Source organism: Aequorivita vitellina (genome assembly GCF_022008365.1).
In the GTDB taxonomy this organism is placed as follows: domain Bacteria; phylum Bacteroidota; class Bacteroidia; order Flavobacteriales; family Flavobacteriaceae; genus Aequorivita; species Aequorivita vitellina.
In genome coordinates, this window is record NZ_JAIRBA010000009.1 from 1 (window position 1) to 20379 (window position 20379).

General features: G+C 36.2%; 22 protein-coding genes. 4 read left to right on the top strand and 18 right to left on the bottom strand.

Annotated features, from left to right (window positions below):
• Positions 1-195: 195 nt before the first annotated feature.
• From K8089_RS06260 to K8089_RS06280, 5 genes are all read right to left on the bottom strand, one after another.
• Positions 196-2178 carry a BatA domain-containing protein gene (locus K8089_RS06260; RefSeq protein ID WP_237602431.1) on the bottom strand — a complete coding sequence of 661 codons (1983 nt, stop codon included), beginning with the start codon at positions 2176-2178 and terminating at the stop codon, positions 196-198.
• A gap of 45 nt (positions 2179-2223) precedes the next feature.
• Positions 2224-3420, bottom strand: a complete 1197-nt coding sequence (locus tag K8089_RS06265) for a sensor histidine kinase (RefSeq protein ID WP_237602432.1) — start codon at positions 3418-3420, stop codon at positions 2224-2226.
• A gap of 70 nt (positions 3421-3490) precedes the next feature.
• Positions 3491-4696: a sensor histidine kinase gene (locus K8089_RS06270; protein WP_237602433.1), complete on the bottom strand. Its 1206-nt coding sequence runs from the start codon at positions 4694-4696 to the stop codon at positions 3491-3493.
• 153 nt (positions 4697-4849) lie between these two features.
• Positions 4850-5614: a TIGR02757 family protein gene (locus K8089_RS06275; RefSeq protein ID WP_237602434.1), complete on the bottom strand. Its 765-nt coding sequence runs from the start codon at positions 5612-5614 to the stop codon at positions 4850-4852.
• A 43-nt stretch (positions 5615-5657) separates the two neighbouring features.
• Positions 5658-6317, bottom strand: coding sequence for an ABC transporter ATP-binding protein (locus K8089_RS06280; protein WP_237602435.1), 660 nt, complete (start codon positions 6315-6317; stop codon positions 5658-5660).
• A gap of 120 nt (positions 6318-6437) precedes the next feature.
• On the opposite strand from K8089_RS06280, the gene folE reads away from it, so the two are divergent.
• Positions 6438-7037: a GTP cyclohydrolase I FolE gene (folE, locus tag K8089_RS06285; protein ID WP_237602436.1), complete on the top strand. Its 600-nt coding sequence runs from the start codon at positions 6438-6440 to the stop codon at positions 7035-7037.
• Between the two features lie 51 nt (positions 7038-7088).
• Positions 7089-7391 carry a hypothetical protein gene (locus K8089_RS06290; RefSeq protein ID WP_237602437.1) on the top strand — a complete coding sequence of 101 codons (303 nt, stop codon included), beginning with the start codon at positions 7089-7091 and terminating at the stop codon, positions 7389-7391.
• A 24-nt stretch (positions 7392-7415) separates the two neighbouring features.
• Here the strand turns inward: K8089_RS06290 and K8089_RS06295 are convergent, their stop codons facing one another.
• From K8089_RS06295 to K8089_RS06330, 8 genes are all read right to left on the bottom strand, one after another.
• A complete protein-coding gene (locus tag K8089_RS06295; RefSeq protein ID WP_237602438.1) occupies positions 7416-9629 on the bottom strand; it encodes a TonB-dependent receptor in 2214 nt (737 codons plus the stop codon).
• A 51-nt stretch (positions 9630-9680) separates the two neighbouring features.
• Positions 9681-10010, bottom strand: a complete 330-nt coding sequence (locus K8089_RS06300) for a hypothetical protein (RefSeq protein WP_237602439.1) — start codon at positions 10008-10010, stop codon at positions 9681-9683.
• Complete coding sequence (locus K8089_RS06305) at positions 10007-10309, bottom strand: DUF6787 family protein (protein ID WP_237602440.1); 303 nt, start codon at positions 10307-10309, stop codon at positions 10007-10009. Before K8089_RS06305 ends, K8089_RS06300 begins: the two co-directional genes overlap by 4 nt.
• Positions 10306-10728, bottom strand: coding sequence for a DUF6146 family protein (locus K8089_RS06310; RefSeq protein WP_237602441.1), 423 nt, complete (start codon positions 10726-10728; stop codon positions 10306-10308). Before K8089_RS06310 ends, K8089_RS06305 begins: the two co-directional genes overlap by 4 nt.
• Positions 10729-10898: 170 nt before the next feature.
• Positions 10899-11534: a DUF937 domain-containing protein gene (locus K8089_RS06315; protein WP_237602442.1), complete on the bottom strand. Its 636-nt coding sequence runs from the start codon at positions 11532-11534 to the stop codon at positions 10899-10901.
• Positions 11535-11580: 46 nt separating this feature from the next.
• On the bottom strand, positions 11581-12537 hold the full coding sequence (locus K8089_RS06320) for a D-2-hydroxyacid dehydrogenase (RefSeq protein WP_237602443.1): 957 nt from the start codon (positions 12535-12537) through the stop codon (positions 11581-11583).
• Between the two features lie 85 nt (positions 12538-12622).
• On the bottom strand, positions 12623-13690 hold the full coding sequence (gene serC, locus K8089_RS06325; protein WP_237602444.1) for a 3-phosphoserine/phosphohydroxythreonine transaminase: 1068 nt from the start codon (positions 13688-13690) through the stop codon (positions 12623-12625).
• Between the two features lie 68 nt (positions 13691-13758).
• Entirely contained in the window at positions 13759-14775 is a 1017-nt protein-coding gene (locus K8089_RS06330; RefSeq protein ID WP_237602527.1) for an acyl-CoA reductase, read from the bottom strand.
• 63 nt (positions 14776-14838) lie between these two features.
• On the opposite strand from K8089_RS06330, the gene K8089_RS06335 reads away from it, so the two are divergent.
• Positions 14839-15189, top strand: a complete 351-nt coding sequence (locus tag K8089_RS06335) for a 4Fe-4S binding protein (protein ID WP_237602445.1) — start codon at positions 14839-14841, stop codon at positions 15187-15189.
• Positions 15190-15280: 91 nt separating this feature from the next.
• Here K8089_RS06335 and K8089_RS06340 read toward each other — a convergent pair whose 3' ends face one another.
• Both K8089_RS06340 and K8089_RS06345 read right to left on the bottom strand, forming a co-directional pair.
• Positions 15281-15808: a hypothetical protein gene (locus K8089_RS06340; protein ID WP_237602446.1), complete on the bottom strand. Its 528-nt coding sequence runs from the start codon at positions 15806-15808 to the stop codon at positions 15281-15283.
• A 244-nt stretch (positions 15809-16052) separates the two neighbouring features.
• Positions 16053-16526, bottom strand: coding sequence for a hypothetical protein (locus K8089_RS06345; protein WP_237602447.1), 474 nt, complete (start codon positions 16524-16526; stop codon positions 16053-16055).
• A gap of 326 nt (positions 16527-16852) precedes the next feature.
• Between K8089_RS06345 and ychF the strand changes: the two genes are divergently transcribed.
• Positions 16853-17947: a redox-regulated ATPase YchF gene (gene ychF, locus K8089_RS06350; RefSeq protein WP_237602448.1), complete on the top strand. Its 1095-nt coding sequence runs from the start codon at positions 16853-16855 to the stop codon at positions 17945-17947.
• A 62-nt stretch (positions 17948-18009) separates the two neighbouring features.
• On the opposite strand, the gene K8089_RS06355 is transcribed toward ychF, so the two are convergent.
• The 3 genes from K8089_RS06355 to K8089_RS06365 all read right to left on the bottom strand — a co-directional run bounded on the left by K8089_RS06355 (position 18010) and on the right by K8089_RS06365 (position 20253).
• The gene (locus K8089_RS06355) at positions 18010-18966 is read right to left on the bottom strand and encodes a phosphatase PAP2 family protein (RefSeq protein ID WP_237602449.1); all 957 of its coding nucleotides are present in this window, start codon (positions 18964-18966) and stop codon (positions 18010-18012) included.
• 88 nt (positions 18967-19054) lie between these two features.
• Positions 19055-19345: a chaperone modulator CbpM gene (locus K8089_RS06360; RefSeq protein ID WP_237602450.1), complete on the bottom strand. Its 291-nt coding sequence runs from the start codon at positions 19343-19345 to the stop codon at positions 19055-19057.
• A complete protein-coding gene (locus tag K8089_RS06365) occupies positions 19345-20253 on the bottom strand; it encodes a DnaJ C-terminal domain-containing protein (RefSeq protein WP_237602451.1) in 909 nt (302 codons plus the stop codon). Before K8089_RS06365 ends, K8089_RS06360 begins: the two co-directional genes overlap by 1 nt.
• Between the last annotated feature and the right edge of the window lie 126 nt (positions 20254-20379).

Here is a 20379-nt window from a genome sequence, read left to right on the forward strand (position 1 = left end):
ATAAACTTGTATTGAGAATTTTTGCAATTGCTAAAAGGGAGGAGCCTTTTGTAAAATTATCCAATTAAAAATTTGTTTTTAACTTAGAATGCTCAATAACCGTATTTCGACTTCGCTCAATAACCGTATTTCGACTTCGCTCAATAACCGTATTTCGACTTCGCTCAATAGCCTATTTTGGTTTTGCGCAATTACCTAATTCGGCGTTATATTAATATTACGCTTTTTACTTGATCGCTGGGCGAAGTTGGAACGCAGAATAATCATTTCAAAAATTAAAAAGAGCAATGCAAAAATAGCAAACCATTTCCAAAAACTGTTAATTGCATTCGCTTCGGTTAACGAATCAAAAAGTGCTTCCACCGAACTGTAAACTTCGGCACCTTCCCAATCTTCGGGATTTAAATACTGAAGATTGCTCTCGCTACGATCGTAATTATAACTTATATTTTCTAAAAGTTCGGCATCTTTCACAATTTCGTAATTGCCAGCTTTATTGGGAGATTCAGTGGTGGTTAAAAGCACATAATTGGCTTTTGATTGCTGTAACGGAATAAATTGTACCGTGCTGTCTTTTATAGTCAAAATTTCGTCGGGCCCTAATTTTACAGGTACTGCGATGGAATTTTGTTCGCCAATGGTGTAATACAAACGCGGCAAAGGCAAACTCTGCAATGCCATATTGTAAATTGTGGGCACCACTAAAGGCGAATTTTGAAAATTTGAGTTTTCGTTATTAATCGCTGCGGTAAACAAATAATTTTTGTTATTCTGAACTAAAAACGGCTGGTTGTCTTCAAAGCCAATTGCGGGAGTGGCATTTGATGAAAGATTGTAAAACGAATGAACCTTTGGATATTGAAAATTTGCGACTTCTTTTTCAAAAACATCTTTAAACAGCGGATGCGAGAAAACAATTTTTGTAATCTTCTTTTCTTGGGTTTTTTCTTCGGAAATAGTTCCCAAAGCCATCGTTAAAAGGAAGTTGTTATAACTGTTTAAATTTGCCTGCGATGACGGAATAACCAAAATACTGCCGCCTTCGTCACTAAAAGATTTGAGCGCGGTTGTAAGCGAGGCTGGAATTTCAGTTAACTCATTGAGTACGATAAAATTTTGATCGGGAATTCCGTTATAATTCAGCGTTTTAAAAGTTTGCTGGGTAAATTGGAATTCTTCCTTTTCAAAAAGACGCTGCAAAAAGTTCCCGTCTGCTTCGTTTATAGCCAAAACCTTTATTTTTCCAGGTTTGTTGATGCTAAAAAACAAAGTATTATCGAAGGTAAGATTTGGATCGCTAAGCTCTAGTTTTCCTATAAATTCTTCGGCATTGTCAATATCAAAAGTAACTGTGCCGCTGGTGTTTTCGGAAAAGTTTACTGCAGTTTTCGCAACTAATTTTTCGTTGTTAAAAAGTGAAATTGGTGCTTCGGTAATTTCGCTGCTATTTTGTGCTTGCTGCGGAGCAGAAACCTTCACTTTAAGTTGTGTGATAGAAGCATTTTTAGAAGCAATAAACACACTGTCAATTCCCACGTTTGAGGCTTTCACGGGTTTTAACTGCACTGCATCTACAATTAAATCTTCGGGAATAGGAGGGAAGGCCTCTTTCTGCTGAAAATCTGATAAATAAACCAATCGTTTTACAGTTCCTTTTTCATTTGAAAAAAGCTGATTGGCTTTCAACAGAACTTGATTCGGTGTTAGTTGATTTTGAGAATATTCAATGGAGAGCACTTCGCCTTTAAAATCTTGTGCGGAAACGCTTTTGCTTTCAGCATTGTTTGTAAACCAGCTTATTTTTTCGGTGCCGCTAACTTTATCAAATAAATCCTGCAAAGCCCGCTCCAGGATGGCACCCTTGGCACCTTTAGCTTGCATGCTGAAAGAATTGTCTATATAAACAACGGTTTCTTTTTGAGTTGTTAATGCATTTTTTGCAGCGGTAAAAGGTTGTGCGAAAGCTATAATTATACAAGCCATAGCCAGCAAACGCATTAATAAAGTGAGCCATTTTTTAAGTTGCGAACTTTTCCGCGTTTGAATGGTTACTTTTTTAAGAAACGCAACATTGGTGAAATCTACTTTTTGGAAACGCCGAAGTTGAAAAAGATGAATAAATATGGGTATGAGCAGTAGGAAAAGGGCGTAAAGAATTTCTGGGTGTTTGAACTGCATTCCTATAAATATTGCCCAAAGATAAAAAATGCAATGTAATTATTGCTATTTCTGTATGGTAAAGGTGAAGGTACTCCCGCAATCTAGTTTAGATTCTAATGAAATTGTTCCGCCAAGCTTTGAAACTAAGCTTTTTACCGTAGCTAAACCAATGCCGGTTCCTTCCTTTCCATTGCGGTCTTTAATGCCGTTGGTCTTAAAAAGACTAAAAATCTCTTCCTGCACGCCAAGATCAATCCCCATTCCGTTGTCTTTTATAGCGAATTTGTGAAAATTCGGTTCTTCAATATAAGATACCGAAACCAAACGCTTTTCATTTAAATTGTATTTTAAACTGTTATCAATTAAATTCAAGAAAATCTGGGTTAGGGCTACTTTGTTTACATTTTTTAAGACTCCCTCTTTTGGAAAGCTAAATTCTGTTTCCTCAGTTTTAAAAATTTCTTTTATATCTTCAAAAAATGTGGCAAGTACAATGTCTTCTTTTTGTGCTTCGAGTAAGACATCTGCTTTGTAAAAATTTAAAATACCGTTGATGTAATTTTTAAGTGTTAATGATGACTCTTCTATATATTTTAGGTACAATTCTGAATCTTCAGAGAGGTTTTGATTTTTTTCATCGTTTAGCAATCGGGTAAGCGAAATAATATTGGCCAACGGCGATTTTAAATCGTGTGATACTACGTGGGCAAAGCTGGTGAGCCTTTCGTTTCTTGACTGCAATTCTTGTTGATATTCTATCAGCTTTTTGTTTTTTAAACGAAGTTCAAAAAGGTTGATCGTTTGTTTTCCTAAAGATTTTAAAGATGTAATTTGAATTTTAGTTAATTGTCTTGGCTTATAGTCGAAAATGCATAGAGTACCCAGTTTAAAACCGTTTTGGTTTACAAGGGGAACGCCTGCATAAAACCTGATTTTTTCGTCCAAAACCAGCGGATTATCGTAAAATCGATCGTCTTTGGTAGCATCTTCAACGATAAAAATTTCTGAATCTTCCATAATAGCATGGCCGCAGAATGAAATATTGCGAGGCGATTGATTAAAATCCAATCCGAAATGTGATTTAAAATAATTGCGTTTGGAATCTAAAAGAGTAATTAATGAAATTGGCACCTCGCAGATTGCAGCGATAAGGCTTGTTATATTATCAAAATCGTTCTCGGAAAGCGTATCGAGTAAATCATATTTTTTTAACTCGGCAATACGTGCTGCTTCGTTCTTGGGATATTCAGGAGAAATCATACAAAGAAAATCGTGGTTTATGTAAGTTTAATCATTAAATGGCAGCCGCTGAGATTTTTAATATAATTTTTTAATTTAATTTTTTAACACTAAATTTTACAGTAGTACCTTCCCCTAAAGTTGAAGTTACTTCTATTTTGCCCCCAAGTCTATTTACTAACTTTTTTACAGTGGAGAGCCCTATACCATTTCCTTTTTTTCCGTACCTATCTAAGGTGTTACTAGTAGCAAAAAGATTGAAAATTTGAGAAAGCTGTTCATTGTGGATTCCCATGCCGTTATCGGTAATTGTAAAATAATACATTTCCTGTTTTTCGCTACAATCAATGTCTATTTTAATCTTTTCTTTGTCGTTGTATTTTAGACTATTTCCTACGAGATTGAGTAAAATTTGCTCGAGGGCAACTTTATTTGCTTGCATTTCAATATTCTCCTCGGGAAGATTTATTTCGCAGTCTATATTTATATTTAATAGTTCTATTATTTCTTCTATTAAATCTTGACTATCAAAAACTTCACTGCGCAACGCGGCGGTTTTATTGGTTTCATAATGCTCTAAAAGCCCCGTTATATATTCACTTAATGTAAACGAAGATTGTTTTATATAATCTAAATATTCTTTCCCTTGATTGTCTAAAAGTTTTCCGTATTTGCTGCGCAGCATATCTGAAGTAATAATCATATTTGCCAGCGGCATTTTCATGTCGTGCGACACCACACCTGCAAAGGTTTTAAGTTCTTCGTTGCGCTCTTTTAATTCTGCTTGAACGTTGAGTAATATTCTATTGTGTTTTCTGGCTTCAAACAAGTTTACAACTTGATAAGCCATAGCAATTAACGCCTTTTTTTGAGAGGTAGTTAGGGTACGTGGTTTGGTGTCAAAAACACAAAGTGTGCCTAGCGGATATCCTTCAGAATTTACCAAACGAACGCCGGCATAAAAAATGGAATTCATTTCAGTAACCAGCGGATTGTCTTTAAAACGCGGATCTTTTCGTGCGTCTTCTACAATAAAAATACTGCTTTCTTCCAAAATTGCGTGACCGCAAAAGGAAGTATCTCGTGGCGACTCATTAAACGAAAGTCCATAGTGAGATTTTAAAAAATTACGGTCGGCATCGAGCAGCGTAACCAAAGATATTGGAACATCACAAATATTCGCCGTTAAAGCGGTAATATTGTCAAAATCCTTTTCTGGTAAGGTATCCAGTAAGTGATATGAATGAAGCGCAGCTAATCGTTCCTGCTCGTCAACGGGAAATTTTGGTTTAATCAATGTTGTAATCTATTAAATTATAATCGGAAAGAGCTATTTTTTCAGGGTTTAGCGGTAAATGTACAACATTTTCGGTTGAAATGTTAAACATATAATATTTATGTGAAATGGATTATAATTTTACACAATAACGTTCATTTCATTGACAATAATTTAAAAACTTTCAAAAACGCCTAATCCGAATAATGCAAAATCATATTTTACTGGGTCTGCCGGATCCATTTTTCGCAAGGCATTGTCTAATTCAAACAAAGCTTTGGCATCATTTTGTTTTCTTTTTAAAAGATTTATTTTTCGCGCTACATTGCCACTGTGCACATCTAGCGGACAGGAGAGTTGCGAAGGTGAAATGCTTTTCCAAATACCAAAATCTACTCCGGCATTATCGTTGCGAACCATCCACCGCAGGAACATATTTATACGTTTTGCCGCCGAATTTTTTAATGGATCGCTAATGTGTTTCTGTGTTCTGGCGGGGTGAGGCAGTTCAAAGAACGTTTTTTTGAAATGATGAATTGCGGGCTGCATCGAATTTTTTTCAGCATTTTTTTCGAATAAACGTTCTAGTCCGCCGTGATTTTTATAGATATTTTGAAGTGATTTTAAAAAATAAACGAGGTCGGTATCGTTAAATGTACGATGCACGAAACTTGAAAGGGAGTCTGCTTCATTTTCAGAAAAATTCATCACAAAATCATAGGGTGAATTCCCTAGCATTTCCATCAATCTATGTCCGTTGTTTATGATGCTTTTCCTATTTCCCCAAGCTATAGTAGCGATTAAAAAACCAGCGATTTCAATATCTTCCTTCAGGGAAAATAAATGCGGAATTTGAATTGGATCGGATTCAATAAAGTTTGGATTGTTGTAAACGCTAACTTTTTGGTCCAGAAATTCTTTTAATTGGCTACTGTTCATTATAAATATTTTCCGAAAAAATTGCCTGCCGTAAACAGTTTTTCTACTTGACAATTACTCCATCCTGCATAACCAACTTTCTATCGGCCATATCTGCAAGTTCTTCATTATGCGTAACAATTACAAAGGTTTGCCCAAACTCGTCACGTAGTTTAAAGAATAGGTTGTGTAGGTTTTCGGCGCTTTCAGTATCGAGATTTCCGCTGGGTTCATCGGCAAGAATTATTGCCGGATTATTAATTAGTGCACGTGCTACGGCAACGCGTTGTTGTTCGCCACCTGAAAGTTCGTTTGGTTTGTGGTTTTCTCTGTGCGAAAGTCCTAAAAAAGCGAGTAACTCCTTGGCTCTTTTGGTTGCTTCGGCTTTGGGCGTGTTTTTTATAAAAGCTGGAATGCAAACGTTTTCAAGCGCCGTAAATTCGGGCAGTAACTGATGAAACTGAAAAATAAACCCCAAGTTTTCATTTCTAAATTGCGCTAATTTTTTCCCCGAAAGGGTACCGATATTTATACCGTTTATAACCAATTTGCTTTTTAAAGGATCAAAAGCATCGAGGGTTCCCAAAATTTGCAATAACGTGGTTTTTCCTGCACCCGAGGCTCCAACTATAGATACAATTTCACTTTTTTTAATATGAAGATCTACGCCTTTTAATACGTGAAGATTGTCGTAGTATTTATGAATATTTTGGGCCTCAATCATAGTAAAAATTTAAAGCGTGAAAGTACTATTTATAGTGCTATCATGCAATCTGATGGGCTATATTGTTTTTATTCAAACTTATGTGTCTATTTTTGAATTGCAATTTTTAAACAAAAATCTATGTCGTCATATAAATATTTTGAGGAGTACAATCAGCCAGTTACCGATAGTTTAGTTAAAAACTACAATGATATTTTGGATAAAGTAGGAGAAGATGTTTCTCGGGAAGGAATATTAAAAACGCCCGAAAGAGCCGCAAAGGCAATCCAGTTTTTAACCTCGGGAAACTGTCAGGATCCTGCCGAAATTTTAAAATCGGCGATGTTCGCTGAATCGTATCACGATATGGTTGTAATAAAAGACATTGAATTATACTCTCTGTGCGAGCATCACATTTTGCCCTTTTTTGGCAAAGCACATATTGCTTACATTCCAGACGGGTATATTGTTGGGCTTAGTAAAATACCGCGAGTGGTAGATGTTTTTGCACGTAGATTGCAGGTACAGGAACGACTTACGCACGATATTTTGGAATGTATAAACAATACTTTAAAACCGAAGGGAGTAGCCGTAGTTATTGAAGCTTCGCATATGTGCATGATGATGCGCGGTGTACAAAAACAGAACAGCGTTACTACAACTTCTGGTTTCCGCGGACAGTTTGAAGCCATTGAAACACGAAGCGAATTTTTAAAATTAATAAGTCACGATTTGTCTTAGGTTTTTGGAATGTTTTTTGCAATTGTATTCGCGAAATAACACCGTAAAAGAATGAATAACGAAAAATATAAATTACTACGAAAAGGAATTGTTTTCGATTTAATAGGAATGGCAACGATGGCTATTCCCGTAATTGGACCGTTTTTAGATTTAATTTGGGCGCCAATTGCAGCAAAAAAAATGACTGAAATGTATAAAGGCACCGAAGGAAAAGTAGCTTCGGTAATTGTGTTTCTCGAAGAAATACTTCCTATAACCGATATAATTCCAACATTTACACTAATGTGGCTTTACACTTTTGTTTGGAAAAAACAGCCAACGCAACGAGCTATTAAAATACGAGTGAACGAATAAAAAAAGCCCCGATTGGGGCTTTTTTTAGATTTCTAGTTTCAAGTTTACATTTATACTTCTTCCAATATTGAAAATACCATCGGGTTTAAATCGCGATAAATGCGAAACATATTGTTTATCGGTTAAGTTTGTTCCATTGACACCTATTTTCAATAAAACTTTTTGAAGTTTGAAGCTGCTTTCTATCCCTGCACTTAATAATGAATACCCTGCAGTTCTCGTTTCAAAATTGCTGACGTTTTTTTGGTCGAAAGTGTTTTCAAGGGTAATAAAGGCCGAGCTTTTTTTGCGAGCTTTTCCATCTTCAAATTCTACACGAAATGTATTCCGAACTGAATTTGCTGGAATTAATGGTAAAAATGCATCATTGCTTAACTTGCCAGTTACGGTTTCAAAACTGCTCTCCAAATGCAACCAATCTAAAGGGTGTGGATGAAGATGAAAGCCTAATTCGCCGCCATAAAGCGCGGCATTATTCTGTAAATAATCATATACTGGTGTGTCGTCAATTGTTTCATTGGTTGGCGACAGAAATATATAATCGTTAACAGCATTGTAAAAACCGTTTGCAAAAAATTCAATGTGTTCGTTTCTGTATTCCAAAGCAACATCGGTCTGGAAGTTATGTTCGTTTGTAAGATTGGCATTGCCGCGTTCGTATCTATTTGTGCCTTCGTGAACGCCGTTAGATGTTATCTCTGCCAAGTTTGGCGCTCGGAAACCACTCGCCAGATTTACACGGGCCGAAAAATTATCAATCAAATCTAGTTTTGCTCCTAAAGCCGCTGTAAAACTTGTAAAGGTTTTATTGAATGCTGGAATAAAATTTTCATCCAGAGAATTGCGTGCCGCTTCACTTTCAATTTTTCGTGAATCGAAACGAATTCCGGCTTGCAAATCAACTTTTTCTAAATGGTAGTGCGAAGTTGCTAAAAGCCCAATATCGGTGGTTTTGGCATCGGGGATTAATATTTCTTCACCTTCATTTTTATTGTTTTGAAACATTCCCTGCAATCCAACAATAGTTTCAAAATTACCAATTTGTGGGAGGTGATATTTTACGTCGTAATTTAAAGTATTCAATTTAAGCCGAAGTGCCGCAAGGTTTGCTTCTTCTTCAAACTCGCGTCGATCGTTAAAAATATATCCGACTTTTACATCTAAACTAGATTTGTTGAAAAACAATGTATTGTCGAAACTTAAAATGTGGTTGTCAATTTCCTGAAAAGGAAGTTCCAATTCTTTTGAACGTGTTTGCTCTCCAATTTCTTCGGGAATACCAATGTTGGAACGGTTGTAATTATAACGAAGGGTCGATTTAAATTTGACGCCCGAATATTGCACCCCTGCTTTAAAATCCTTTTCATTAAAACGCGAATTGGTAACCCGGTAAGTAGCTCCCGATTGGTAATCGCTAAAGCTAGAGTAGGAGCCACGTGCTAAAAACTTCAACTTTTCACCCGAAGTTTTAATCCCCAAATTTGTTGCAGTTCCCAATGTATTTGTAAAATAAGTACTGCTTAAATCGACGTTAGTTTCGTTAGAAAGTGCAAATTTTTCCGGATTTAAATAAAGTACGCCGCCAAGCGCATCACTTCCATAGAGCAGCGATGCGGGACCTTTTATAACCTCCACACTTTCAATTCCGGCTTCGTTAATTCCCAGTCCGTGTTCGTCGCCAAATTGTTGATTTTCTAAACGAACTCCCTGCGCATAAGTCACTACACGATTAGAACTTAGGCCGCGGATAACGGGCTTGCCAATGCCAGTTCCGGTGCTAATTACATTCACTCCTGCAATGTTGTTAATGCCTTCGGCCAGTGTTACCGCTCCTGAGGCGTTCAACTCTTCGGTAGAAACCCGCTCTACTTTCATCACGTTGTCACTTTGCAGCTGGTGAAAAGGAGTTGAAATTATTACGGCTTCCATTTCTACTGCACTTTCTTGTAATTGAATGTTTTGGGTTACGCTAGCGTTGTTTGAAAAATATAGCTTTTTAGAAACTGTAGCAAAACCCAATGAAGAGAATACAACATTGTAACTTCCGTCTGGAATGTTCTGTATGTTATATTTGCCGTCAAAGTCTGCAACTGTTCCCTTTTCAAGTTGCGGTAGGTAGATGGTCGCGGAAACTGATTGGTTTGTGTTTTTTGAAATAATAGTACCCGTTAAGGAATTTTGTGAACTTGCTGCCATAGATACAATAAATACCGCAAGCAAGCATAATGAGTTTTTCATGCTTTCTCGATTTTGAAAAATTATTTTTAATTTAAAGTAAACTGCTTAAAATCAAGAAAATGACGGTGGCCCTCGTAGGAAATAATGTGTTGTGTTTAAACTGAATTCAGAAAGGAAATATTCAGTTTCTTCGCTTTTAAAAATGTGGAAAACCACAAATTCAGGAAGCTGTTGTGGTGTAAAATTAAATATTGAAAAGTGAAAATCGCAAATAGAGCAATCTAGTTGCTTTTCGTGCAGGTGGGTAGAAAGATCTGTACAGGCTTTGTGTTCGTGGCCGTCAAAAGTGTGCGCAAAATTTACAGCAGTAGGCAGCAGTAGTGCAACCGAAAAAATGGTTGCTGCTAAAATTTGCAATATTTCCTTTTTTAAAATCTTCATTTTTTAAATAAAAAGCCCAAGCCCATACTGCGCAGCATTTTCTTTTCAAAGTTCCAAAAAAATTTGAATTCGCCAAATACCCAACCAAAAAAAACGAGAAGTACTTGATAAATTGGGAAGATAATTAAAATACGGAATGGCCAATAAATGTACCATCCCATTTCTTTTTTAACTTCTAAAAATTCTGAGACGGGAGCCCCGAGTTTTGCTGCTGAACTTCCGGTTATTGCGAAAACCAGAAATATTATAAAAAGTTGGCCGTTGGTTTCTATTTTCCAACGTTCTTTAAGTTTTTTCAATTTCGTCCTCCAATAAACCTTTGATTGTATTTTTCCTGAAAATACATAAAGTAGTTATACAATAGATAGTTTACTTCGTAGCCATAATCTACTGCTGGATCATAGTTTATTTTTTCAGAATATAGATTACGAGAATACTGTGTTGGGTTTAAAACACGCGAATTGTATTCGGTTACAAATTGTCTGTTTTTCGATTCTAATTTCGCTTGTCCATAAAACCCGCGAGGTGGCTGCGAAATAAGCCACGAATCAAAACCTGGTTCAACTATTATTATTTCGTATTCTAAACTGTCGTTTGCTATTCGAATGGTGTCAGAATTAGCAATTTCAGACGAAGTATTGTTACTTATGGTTTTTGTTCCTGTACCACAACTAAAAATTGTGATGGACAGAACTGCTATAATTAAGAAGTGTTTCATCTATTTTAAATTTTTAAGATTTAAAGCTGTTTCCAGCAATTTTCAATCTAAACGAATTTTTGCAAAGTTAAGGAATGTTATATGAAGCGCACCGCATTTAATAATCATTTAAAAAAAACCGCCTCTGAATATAAGTGGCGGTACAATTTATTTATGACAAAATGATAGTTTTATTTTCCGAAAAGTCCGCCGAGCATACCCCCAATTCCGCCTTTTTTCTTTTTACCACCAAGCACCATTCCGGCAATATCGTCAACAACGCTTCCGTCGCCATCAGCATCTAATAGTGTTGTGAGTAGCGATTTGTCGTGATTGGTGTTTTTACCCATTACTGAACCTAAAAGATCACCGAGCCCATTTTCATCTACATTGTCTTTTCTTTTTTGGCTTCCCAAGATACCCATAATTATAGGAGCTGCCATTTGAATTATTTTGGCTACTGAGTTTGCATCTACACCGCTTATTTTACTAATACCCTGCTGCACCTTTTGTTGATTGCCACCGAGAACATGGTTTAAAATACCAGCGCCATCATGCATTAAATTACTATCGGCACTTTTGCTTGCCAATAAATCGCTCAATTGGTTTAAAATGGAACCGTCGTGTCGATTGTTTTCGAGGGCTGCGTTTAAGCTTTGAGCGCCTTGAGGTGTAGCGGCGTTTTTTTGCATTGCTCCTAAAATAACCGGTAAAGCCATGCTTAAAACATTTGCGGTTTTTTCGGGCGATTGACCAGTTTTTGCACTAGCAGCACCAACAAGTTGTTTGCCTGCATCACTACTAAGAAAATCTAAAATTGATGGCATAATATATTGTGAATTAATTTATTAGCTGACAAGGTAAAAAAAATAATTAAGCTTTTTTCAGTAAACTAATTATTTGCTCTGCAAGTTCGATTCCTATTCGGTCTTGTGCTTCGGTTGTTGCTGCGCCAATATGTGGGGTTAAAGAAATAGCATCATTCATTAAAACTTTTATAGCTGGGCTAGGTTCATTTTCAAAAACATCGAGTGCGGCGAATGAAACCTTGCCAGTTTCAATGGCATCAATAAGTGCAACTTCATTTAAAATTCCGCCCCGAGCTGTATTAACGATTCCTACGCCATCTTTCATTTTTTCAATTTCCTCCTTTCCAATTAAATACCCTGTTTGCGAAGGCACGTGTAAGCTTATAAAATCACTTTTTTTAATAAGTTTATCAATGGGTGCGGTTTTTATTTTTAACGTTACTTCTTGTCCATCGTAAAAGGTGAGGGTTATATCGGCTTCTCCCACTTGGTGATCGCTTGCAATTACTTTCATACCGCAACCAAGGGCAATTTTTGCTACTTGGCGCCCAATTCGGCCAAACCCAATAATTCCCAAAGTTTTTCCACGCAACTCACGGCCGGCGGCATAACTCTTCTTTAATTCTTTAAATTTTGTATCGCCATCTAGGGGCATGTTTCGGTTTGAATCGTGCAGAAAACGCACGCCACCAAACAAATGCGCAAAAACTAATTCGGCTACAGATTCTGACGAAGCTGCTGGTGTATTTATAACATTTATGCCGTTTTCCAATGCATAATCTACATCTATATTGTCCATGCCAACGCCGCCGCGACCAATGATTTTTAACGACGGACAATTATCGATAATATTTTTTCGAACTTGTGTGGCGCTTCGCACTAAAACTACATCTACTTGATGTTCGTTTATATAATTTTGAAGTTGTTCCTGTGCTACGTGAACCGTCAATACTTCAAAACCTGCAGCCGTAAGTGCATCTTTTCCGCTTTTTGAAATTCCGTCATTTGCTAATACTTTCATATTTTTTGTTGCCTATAATTATTTTAAATTGTTGCGACGATTGTAAGCGTTATTCACTATTTCGCCATCGAAAATTAGGTTGCTTTTATGCGCCTTTTTCTACTGTTTGCATTACATCTACCAATACCTGCACACTTTCTAAAGGCAAAGCATTGTACATAGAAGCACGATACCCACCAATACTGCGATGGCCATTTATACCATTGATTCCGGCTTGTTTTAAGTGATCGTCAAAAGTTGCTTTTAAGCCGTCATTCTTTAAATTAAAAGTGGCATTCATTTTTGAGCGATCTTCTTTTTTTGAAACAAAACCTTCAAAAAGTGCGTTCCTATCTATCTCAGAATAAAGAAGTGCTGCCTTTTCGTTGTTCACCTTTTCAATTGCCGAAATACCGCCCGAGTCTTTCAGCCACTGCATTGTTAACATAGAAACATACACCGAAAAGACGGGAGGAGTGTTAAACATACTATCTTTGTCAAGATGTACTTTATAATTGAGCATAGATGGGATGGCGCGTGAAACTTTACCGAGAATTTCTTCTTTTATAACGACGAGCGTTGTTCCTGCTGGACCCATATTTTTTTGTGCTCCCGCATATATTAAACCAAATTTTGAAAAATCAAGCTGACGTGAAAAAATATCGCTGCTCATGTCGCAAACTAGCGGAATTTCAGTTTTAGGGAAATCCTGCATCTGTGTTCCGTAAATTGTATTATTGCTGGTACAGTGAAAGTAATCGGCATCTTTTGGGATGTTGTAATTTTTAGGAATAAAGTTGAAGTTTTCACTTTTAGAAGAAGCTACCTCAATTACTTCCCCCAGCATTTTTGCTTCTTTAATTGCCTTTTCGCTCCAAGTTCCCGTATTTAAATATGCCGCTTTCTTTTCTAAAAGATTGTAAGCAGTCATTAAAAACTGCATACTTGCGCCTCCTTGTAAAAATAGCGCTTTGTACCCTTTATTTTGAAGTTGCAAGTGTACTAATGCTAAACTTTGTGCGGTCTCCATAACCTCAACAAAATCTTTACTTCGGTGTGAAATTTCAATTAATGAAAGGTTTAGATTGTTGAAGTTTAATACGGCTTCGGCAGATTTTTGCAATACCGATTGCGGCAAAATGCAGGGTCCTGCACTAAAATTATGTTTCTTCATTTCTTGGAAATTTATAGTACAAAGATGTAAATAATGCCGCTAAAAAGTAGGAAATTATATTTTTTTTATCAAGGAAGTTTCAACAGAAAATCAACGGTATCTACACCATCGGCATAATCCCAAAGTTCTGGATTTTGCGCTTTTCCGAAGGGAACTTCATTAGGAATACCTGCTTTTGAAACGATGCATTGAATATGCAATTCACTTTCTTTCAAATTCTTTTTCAGACTTTCCAACGAAGTATATTTTTCATAAAAAACCACCGAAATAGGCGAGGAGAAGCCATTGTCTTCTTTCAATAACATAAATTCGTTGTCTAATAACGGAAAGCTGTCCATTAAATAAACAGCTTTGTTGTAATCGTAATTATTAATGTATTTATTATTATTAATTATTTCTTTCCAGCTGAACATAGCTTTAAAAAACGCTTCAAAATTGTAGTTTTCGGGAATGTAAATTTTTGAAACGTTACGGCAGCCAAGTCCAAAATACCGGAAAATATCGTTGGCGAGTTTGGTGAGTTCATCTTCGGTTTCATTTCCTGTTAAAACTGCAACTGAATTTCGGTTTTTGCGAATAATATTCGGGTATTTTCCAAAGTAATAATCAAAATAGCGCGCCGTGTTGTTACTTCCGGTGGCGATGACGGCATCAAAATTTTGCAGTCTTCCTTCGGTGAATTCAATTAAATTTTTGAATTTCGGTTCAATTGAAATTAAATGGTTGGCGAGATAGGGCAGCAACGTTTTATCGTTTGAAGATAATTTTACCAACGCTTTGTTGCCCGTTATAAGTACCGATAGAAAATCGTGAAAACCAACCAAAGGCACATTTCCGGCCATAATAATTGCGACGATTTTTGATCGCTGTGCAGTGGTTTCTAAATTATAATTTGAAAGCCATTGTTTAATATTTTCTTCGGAAAGCGCTTTTGCCCAGCTGTTGAGTGCAAAGTTTATATTATCCTGCGTGAACCAGCCATTTTCTGCTTCGGCTTTATTCAAAATTGGATTGGATTCTGTATCAATTTCGCTTAGAAATTTCCCTAAATTGATAAAAGCGTTAATTCTGTCCTTTATTTGCATACTTCCTTTGGAGTTACCCTTAATAGGCATTAAATTTGTGCAAAGTTAGAAAAAGTAAATACCATGGCAATTATAATAACAGATGAATGTATAAACTGCGGTGCTTGCGAGCCTGAATGCCCAAATACCGCAATATATGAAGGTGCCGATGATTGGCGTTATGCCGATGGCACCGATTTGGAAGGCAATGTAGTCCTTCCGAATGGAAAACAAGTAGATGCAAACGAAGCTCAAGAACCAATAAGTGACGAAATATATTTTATAGTAGCAGATAAATGTACCGAATGTAAAGGTTTTCACGATGAGCCGCAATGTGCCGCCGTTTGTCCTGTGGACTGCTGCGTGCCAGATGAAGACAACGTAGAAACCGATGAGGAATTACTGGCTAAGCAAGCATTTATGCACAAAGAGTAAGGGTTTCTTAATTCTTAAAATCAAAAATCGCCTCTTAAACATAAGTTTTAAGAGGCGATTTTCTATTATGGGGAGAATTTAAATTAATGGACTATTTTTTAATGGCGCTATCACTCGATATATGTAATTTATATACATCGGTTACAATTTCGCCTTTTTGAGAATCGTAACGTTCTACTACAAAATTTCCATTTTCATTAAAATATCCAAAAGAAGAATTTCCATCTCTAGACATTATATAATAGCCATTTTGCGAGGTTGGTTTTATAATCGCGTATTCTTCATTTGAAGCATTGTCTTTTACAGTCATTAATCTATAACCATCTTTATCCTTTTGGTTTAAAAACTGAAAACGGTTGCCGTCGTACCCGTAGCTAACTTCGGTATTTACCTTTGCGGGTTTCATAACCACACTTTGGTTGGTTTGGTTAGCATCGCTATCGTCTAACTGAAGTACTTGCTTTTTCGTTTTAGTAACTGCTTTTGTTGAAACATCGGTACCTTTTTCACTAGTAACAGCGGTTTTGGTTACCACAGTTTCGGTTTTCTTATTTTTATTTTCTTGTGCAAAACCAGCTGTAAAAGCTGCTAATGCAATAATTAAAAGTGTCTTTTTCATCTTATAGATTTTTAATAGTTGATCTTCATTTTTGTTAAAACAAAGATATTCTTTGTAATAGTTAAAATGAAATATTAAATGGTAACTAATTCTTAAAATATTGCGTATAAATTGCTTTTTTAATAAAATATCTTAAAATTGAGGTGGTTTTTTTAATTTCCATTAAATCAACATCTTAAATTAGTCTTTATAAAAAAATCCATCTCGATTAACTGAGATGGATTTTTGCAAGCTATTAATTTTATTAGTCTTTCTTTAGTTTAGACATCCCTTTTGGTCGCGATTCTAATTGGGCTTTTCTTTCAGCCAGTTCTTTTTGCATTTGGGCTTGCTTTGCCTCGTATTTTGCTTTTCTTTCTGCGGCCAATTCGGCTTGTTCTCTTTTGGAGGCTTCAAGTTGAGCTTGTGTTTTAGCTTTCTTTGCAGCGATCATGGCTTCATTGTTTTGGTCAATATTCACTTCGTTTACCAGTACTTTTTCGTCAGATTTTTTTTTAATCGCCTCTCTAAATTCTTGGTTGGTTTGATTGTTGTCTTTCACGATAACGGTACCGCTTTCGGTATCGGTTTTTTTTACTTCCTTTATTTTTACATCGCTGCCTTCTTTTGTAATTACGCGTTTTACAGTAGCTTCTTCTTTTACAGTTTTGTTTTCCTGAGCGTTTGTTGTAGTAATGGCTATTAATGCAATAGCAATACACATTATAATACGTTTCATAATATTGGTTATTAAGGTTTATACGGTAAACATAGTGCGACAATCGTTAAGTTATTGTCAATTTTTAGTGAAAAAAACCCTAAACTTTTTATGAAAAGCATTTTAAAGCAAATACCGAAATTCTAGTTTGAAGATGTATATTTGCACCCTTTTAAAATATTACTAGATAAAAAGATGAAAATATTTAAGGCATAGGACGATAAAACGAAGGTTTTAAGATTAATTTCTTTTTTGAAATTGATTTTTTAAATAAAAAATAGGTCCTTCGTATTATGTCATCCTGTCCCAAGTCATTTTAAATTTAACAAGGATTATAAATCATAAATATGAAAGCAGGTATCGTAGGATTGCCAAATGTTGGAAAATCCACTCTATTTAATTGTTTATCGAATGCAAAGGCACAGAGTGCAAATTTTCCGTTCTGTACAATTGAACCAAATATTGGGGTAGTAAATGTTCCGGATAAGCGTTTATTAAAATTAGAAGAATTAGTAAAACCAGAACGCGTACTTCCCGCCACAGTTGAAATTGTTGATATTGCTGGTCTTGTAAAAGGCGCGAGTAAAGGCGAAGGTTTAGGCAATCAATTTTTGAGTAATATCCGTGAAACAGATGCTATTCTTCACGTATTGCGTTGTTTTGATGACGATAATATAGTTCACGTCGATGGTAATGTAAACCCCATTCGCGATAAAGAAACAATAGATATTGAACTTCAATTGAAAGATTTAGAGACAGTAGATAAAAAACTTGAAAAAGTAAAACGCGCTGCCAGAACGGGGAATAAAGAAGCTCAAAAAGAAGAGGCTGCTTTACTAAAAGTGAAATCGGGACTTGAAGCCGGTATTTCTGTGCGGGCAATAGATTTATCTGCCGAAGAGCGCGAAGAATTTATTGTAGATTCACAATTTATAACAGACAAACCAGTACTCTATGTTTGTAATGTTGATGAAGGTTCTGCCGCAACTGGAAACGCCTATGTTGAAAAAGTGAAAGAAGCTGTCGCGAATGAAAATGCTGAGGTTTTGGTATTGGCAGTTGGCACCGAAGCAGATATTACAGAATTAGATACTTTTGAAGAACGCCAAATGTTTTTGGAAGATTTGGGCCTCGACGAAGCTGGTTCTGCAAAACTAATTCGCAGCGCTTACAAATTATTAAACCTTCAAACCTATTTTACGGCAGGTGTAAAAGAAGTGAGAGCTTGGACAATTCCTGTTGGAGCTACTGCACCGCAAGCTGCTGGGGTAATCCACACAGATTTTGAAAAAGGATTTATCCGCGCTGAGGTTATTAAATATGACGATTTTGTAACCTACGGTAGTGAAGCAAAAGTGAAAGAAGCAGGAAAAATGGGCGTTGAAGGGAAGGAGTATATCGTTAAAGATGGCGATGTAATGCACTTCCGGTTTAACGTGTAAATAGATATATAGATATGAGACTTTAGATGTGAGATTTGAGACGGTAATCTCACATCTCACATCTAAAAAGTATATCTAAAAGCCATTCCGTTATAGCTATCTCCATTAAAGTTAGTTCCAGAACTGGGATAAATATCTATATTTTCCATTTTCTTTTTGTGAAGTTCGGGTATTAAAATTCCGGTTCCGGCACCTAAAACATACCCTAGTAGAACATCGGTTAAAAAATGTTGACCAGCTTCAATTCTTAAAACTCCAACTGCAGCTGGAAGTGCTGCTGCACCAGTCCAAATTAGTGCTTTTCCTTTTCCATTGGGGTTAAAATCGCTGTAAGCTTTTGCTGCAAAAAAGGTTGCGGTAGCCGTAGCAGCTACGTGACCCGAATAAAAAGACCGCTGTCCGTTATTTTTAAACCGTCTTTCTTCACTTGTGTTGCCACTATTGTCATAAACATAAGGTCTGCTTCGGTCTATTAAGCCAGCGGAGATTGAATAAATAGCAGCTGTAGTAGCCAAACTTTCAAGATACAAACCTAAATATTGCCCCGTGTGGTTATTAACTTCATCGTCTAAAAGCAAGACGAAGGGTGCGGCAAATGAAAGCGCAAAGGGAATATCGCTATATTCATTTGTAGTTTTATTATGTTTTCCTGCTACCCATTGGTCTAGAAAATTTATTTTATCTATTTCTTTTTGAAGGCTAACGTCATCTAAAAATTTAGGGCGTTCAGAAAGTGGCATATCATCCTTGTTCTGAATTAAAATTAGTCCATAAGCGCTAGCTCCTAAAGCTGCGCCAGTCCAAATTCCATCGCGAACCCATTGCCATTCGTAGGGTGAGCCATTTTTTTGTTTATTAAAAATAGACGTGTTTTTCACCAAATAATTTACCGAGTTAGTAGATTCCGGTTGATAGGAATTAGATTCGATATTACTAATAGTAGTGGAATTTTTAAATGATTGCTGTGCATAAAATGTAGTACACGCAAATAGTGCGAAAAGTAAGATGGTTTTTTTCATATACTGATAAAGATATCAGTTTGACTATTCGCGCAAATTTCATTTAACGTTTCATTAAAATGAATTTATCGTTCCTTTTAGAAAAATGCTATTCGTACAAACGCAATTTTTTCTGAAGCAAATCCATTTCTTTTTCAAGTTTGTGCATACGTTTAAGCATTTCTTTTATGGCGTCTAAACCTTCAAAATTAATACCTAAGTCGTGATGGAGTCTAAACATTCTTTCAATTTCTGAAATGTCCTGCTCATCAATATATAGGTCGTTTTGCTTTTCTTCAAAAGCTATAAGGCCAAACTCGTGCAGTCTTTCTACAAACGCATCTTCAATTTGTGAAACTTTGCAGTAGTGTCTTACTAATATGTATTTTTCTCGTGCCATTATCTCAGTTTTGAAAGTTCAGTAAACAGTTCTTTTTCTTTTTCAGAAAGATTTTTAGGAAGTGTAATTTTATAAGTAATGTATAGGTCCCCGTGTTGATTTTCCTTTTTATACTTCGGTAAACCTTTGCCTTTCAGTTTTACTTTTGTGTCGTTTTGGGTTTCTGGTTTTACTTTTAACTTTACTTTTCCGGTAAGTGTATCAGCGGTAATTTCGCCACCGAGAAGGGCTGTATAAAGAGAAATTTCTTTCGTTGAATACAGATCGCTTTCCAGACGCTTAAATTGTGTATTGTTGAAAATTTCAAAAGTAATATACAAATCGCCTTTGGGGCCACCCTGCATTCCTTCGCCGCCGTAACCCTTAATTTTAATAGTTTGCCCATCCTCAACCCCAGCAGGAATTGTAAGTCTAATTTTTTTGTCGCCAATACTTATGGTTTGTTTTTGGCTTTCTAAAACATCTGTAAGGTTGAGTCTAAGTGTTGCGTTTAAATCTTGTCCTTTAAACTGCGCTGTTTGTCTTCTGCCACCACCGCTAAAACCGCCACCGCCGCCAAACATAGACTCAAAAAAGTCTGAAAACTGACTCTCATCAAAACCTTGACCGCCGCTACTGTAGGTTCTCTGTCCGCCGAAGCCTTGCGCTCTTTGTTGTTTTTTGGCTTCTTCAAAAGCATCGGCATGCTGCCAATCTTTTCCGTATTGGTCGTATTTTTTACGTTTATCTGGGTCGCTCAACACTTCGTTGGCCTCGTTAACTTGCTGGAATTTTTGTTGTGCAGCAGTATCATTCGGATTTAAATCTGGATGAAATTTTCGCGCTAATTTGCGGTATGCTTTTTTAATATCTGCCGTAGTTGCGCTTTTGTTTAAGCCAAGAACTTTGTAATAATCTATAAATTCCATTGCCATTTTTTATTTGTGCTATGAAGTTAAAAAAACTAATTTAACACAACAATTACTTTGCTCATTCTTCACAAAAGTTTAGCAAACCCACTTCCAATTGTTTTAAAAACTTACTATCATTAGATT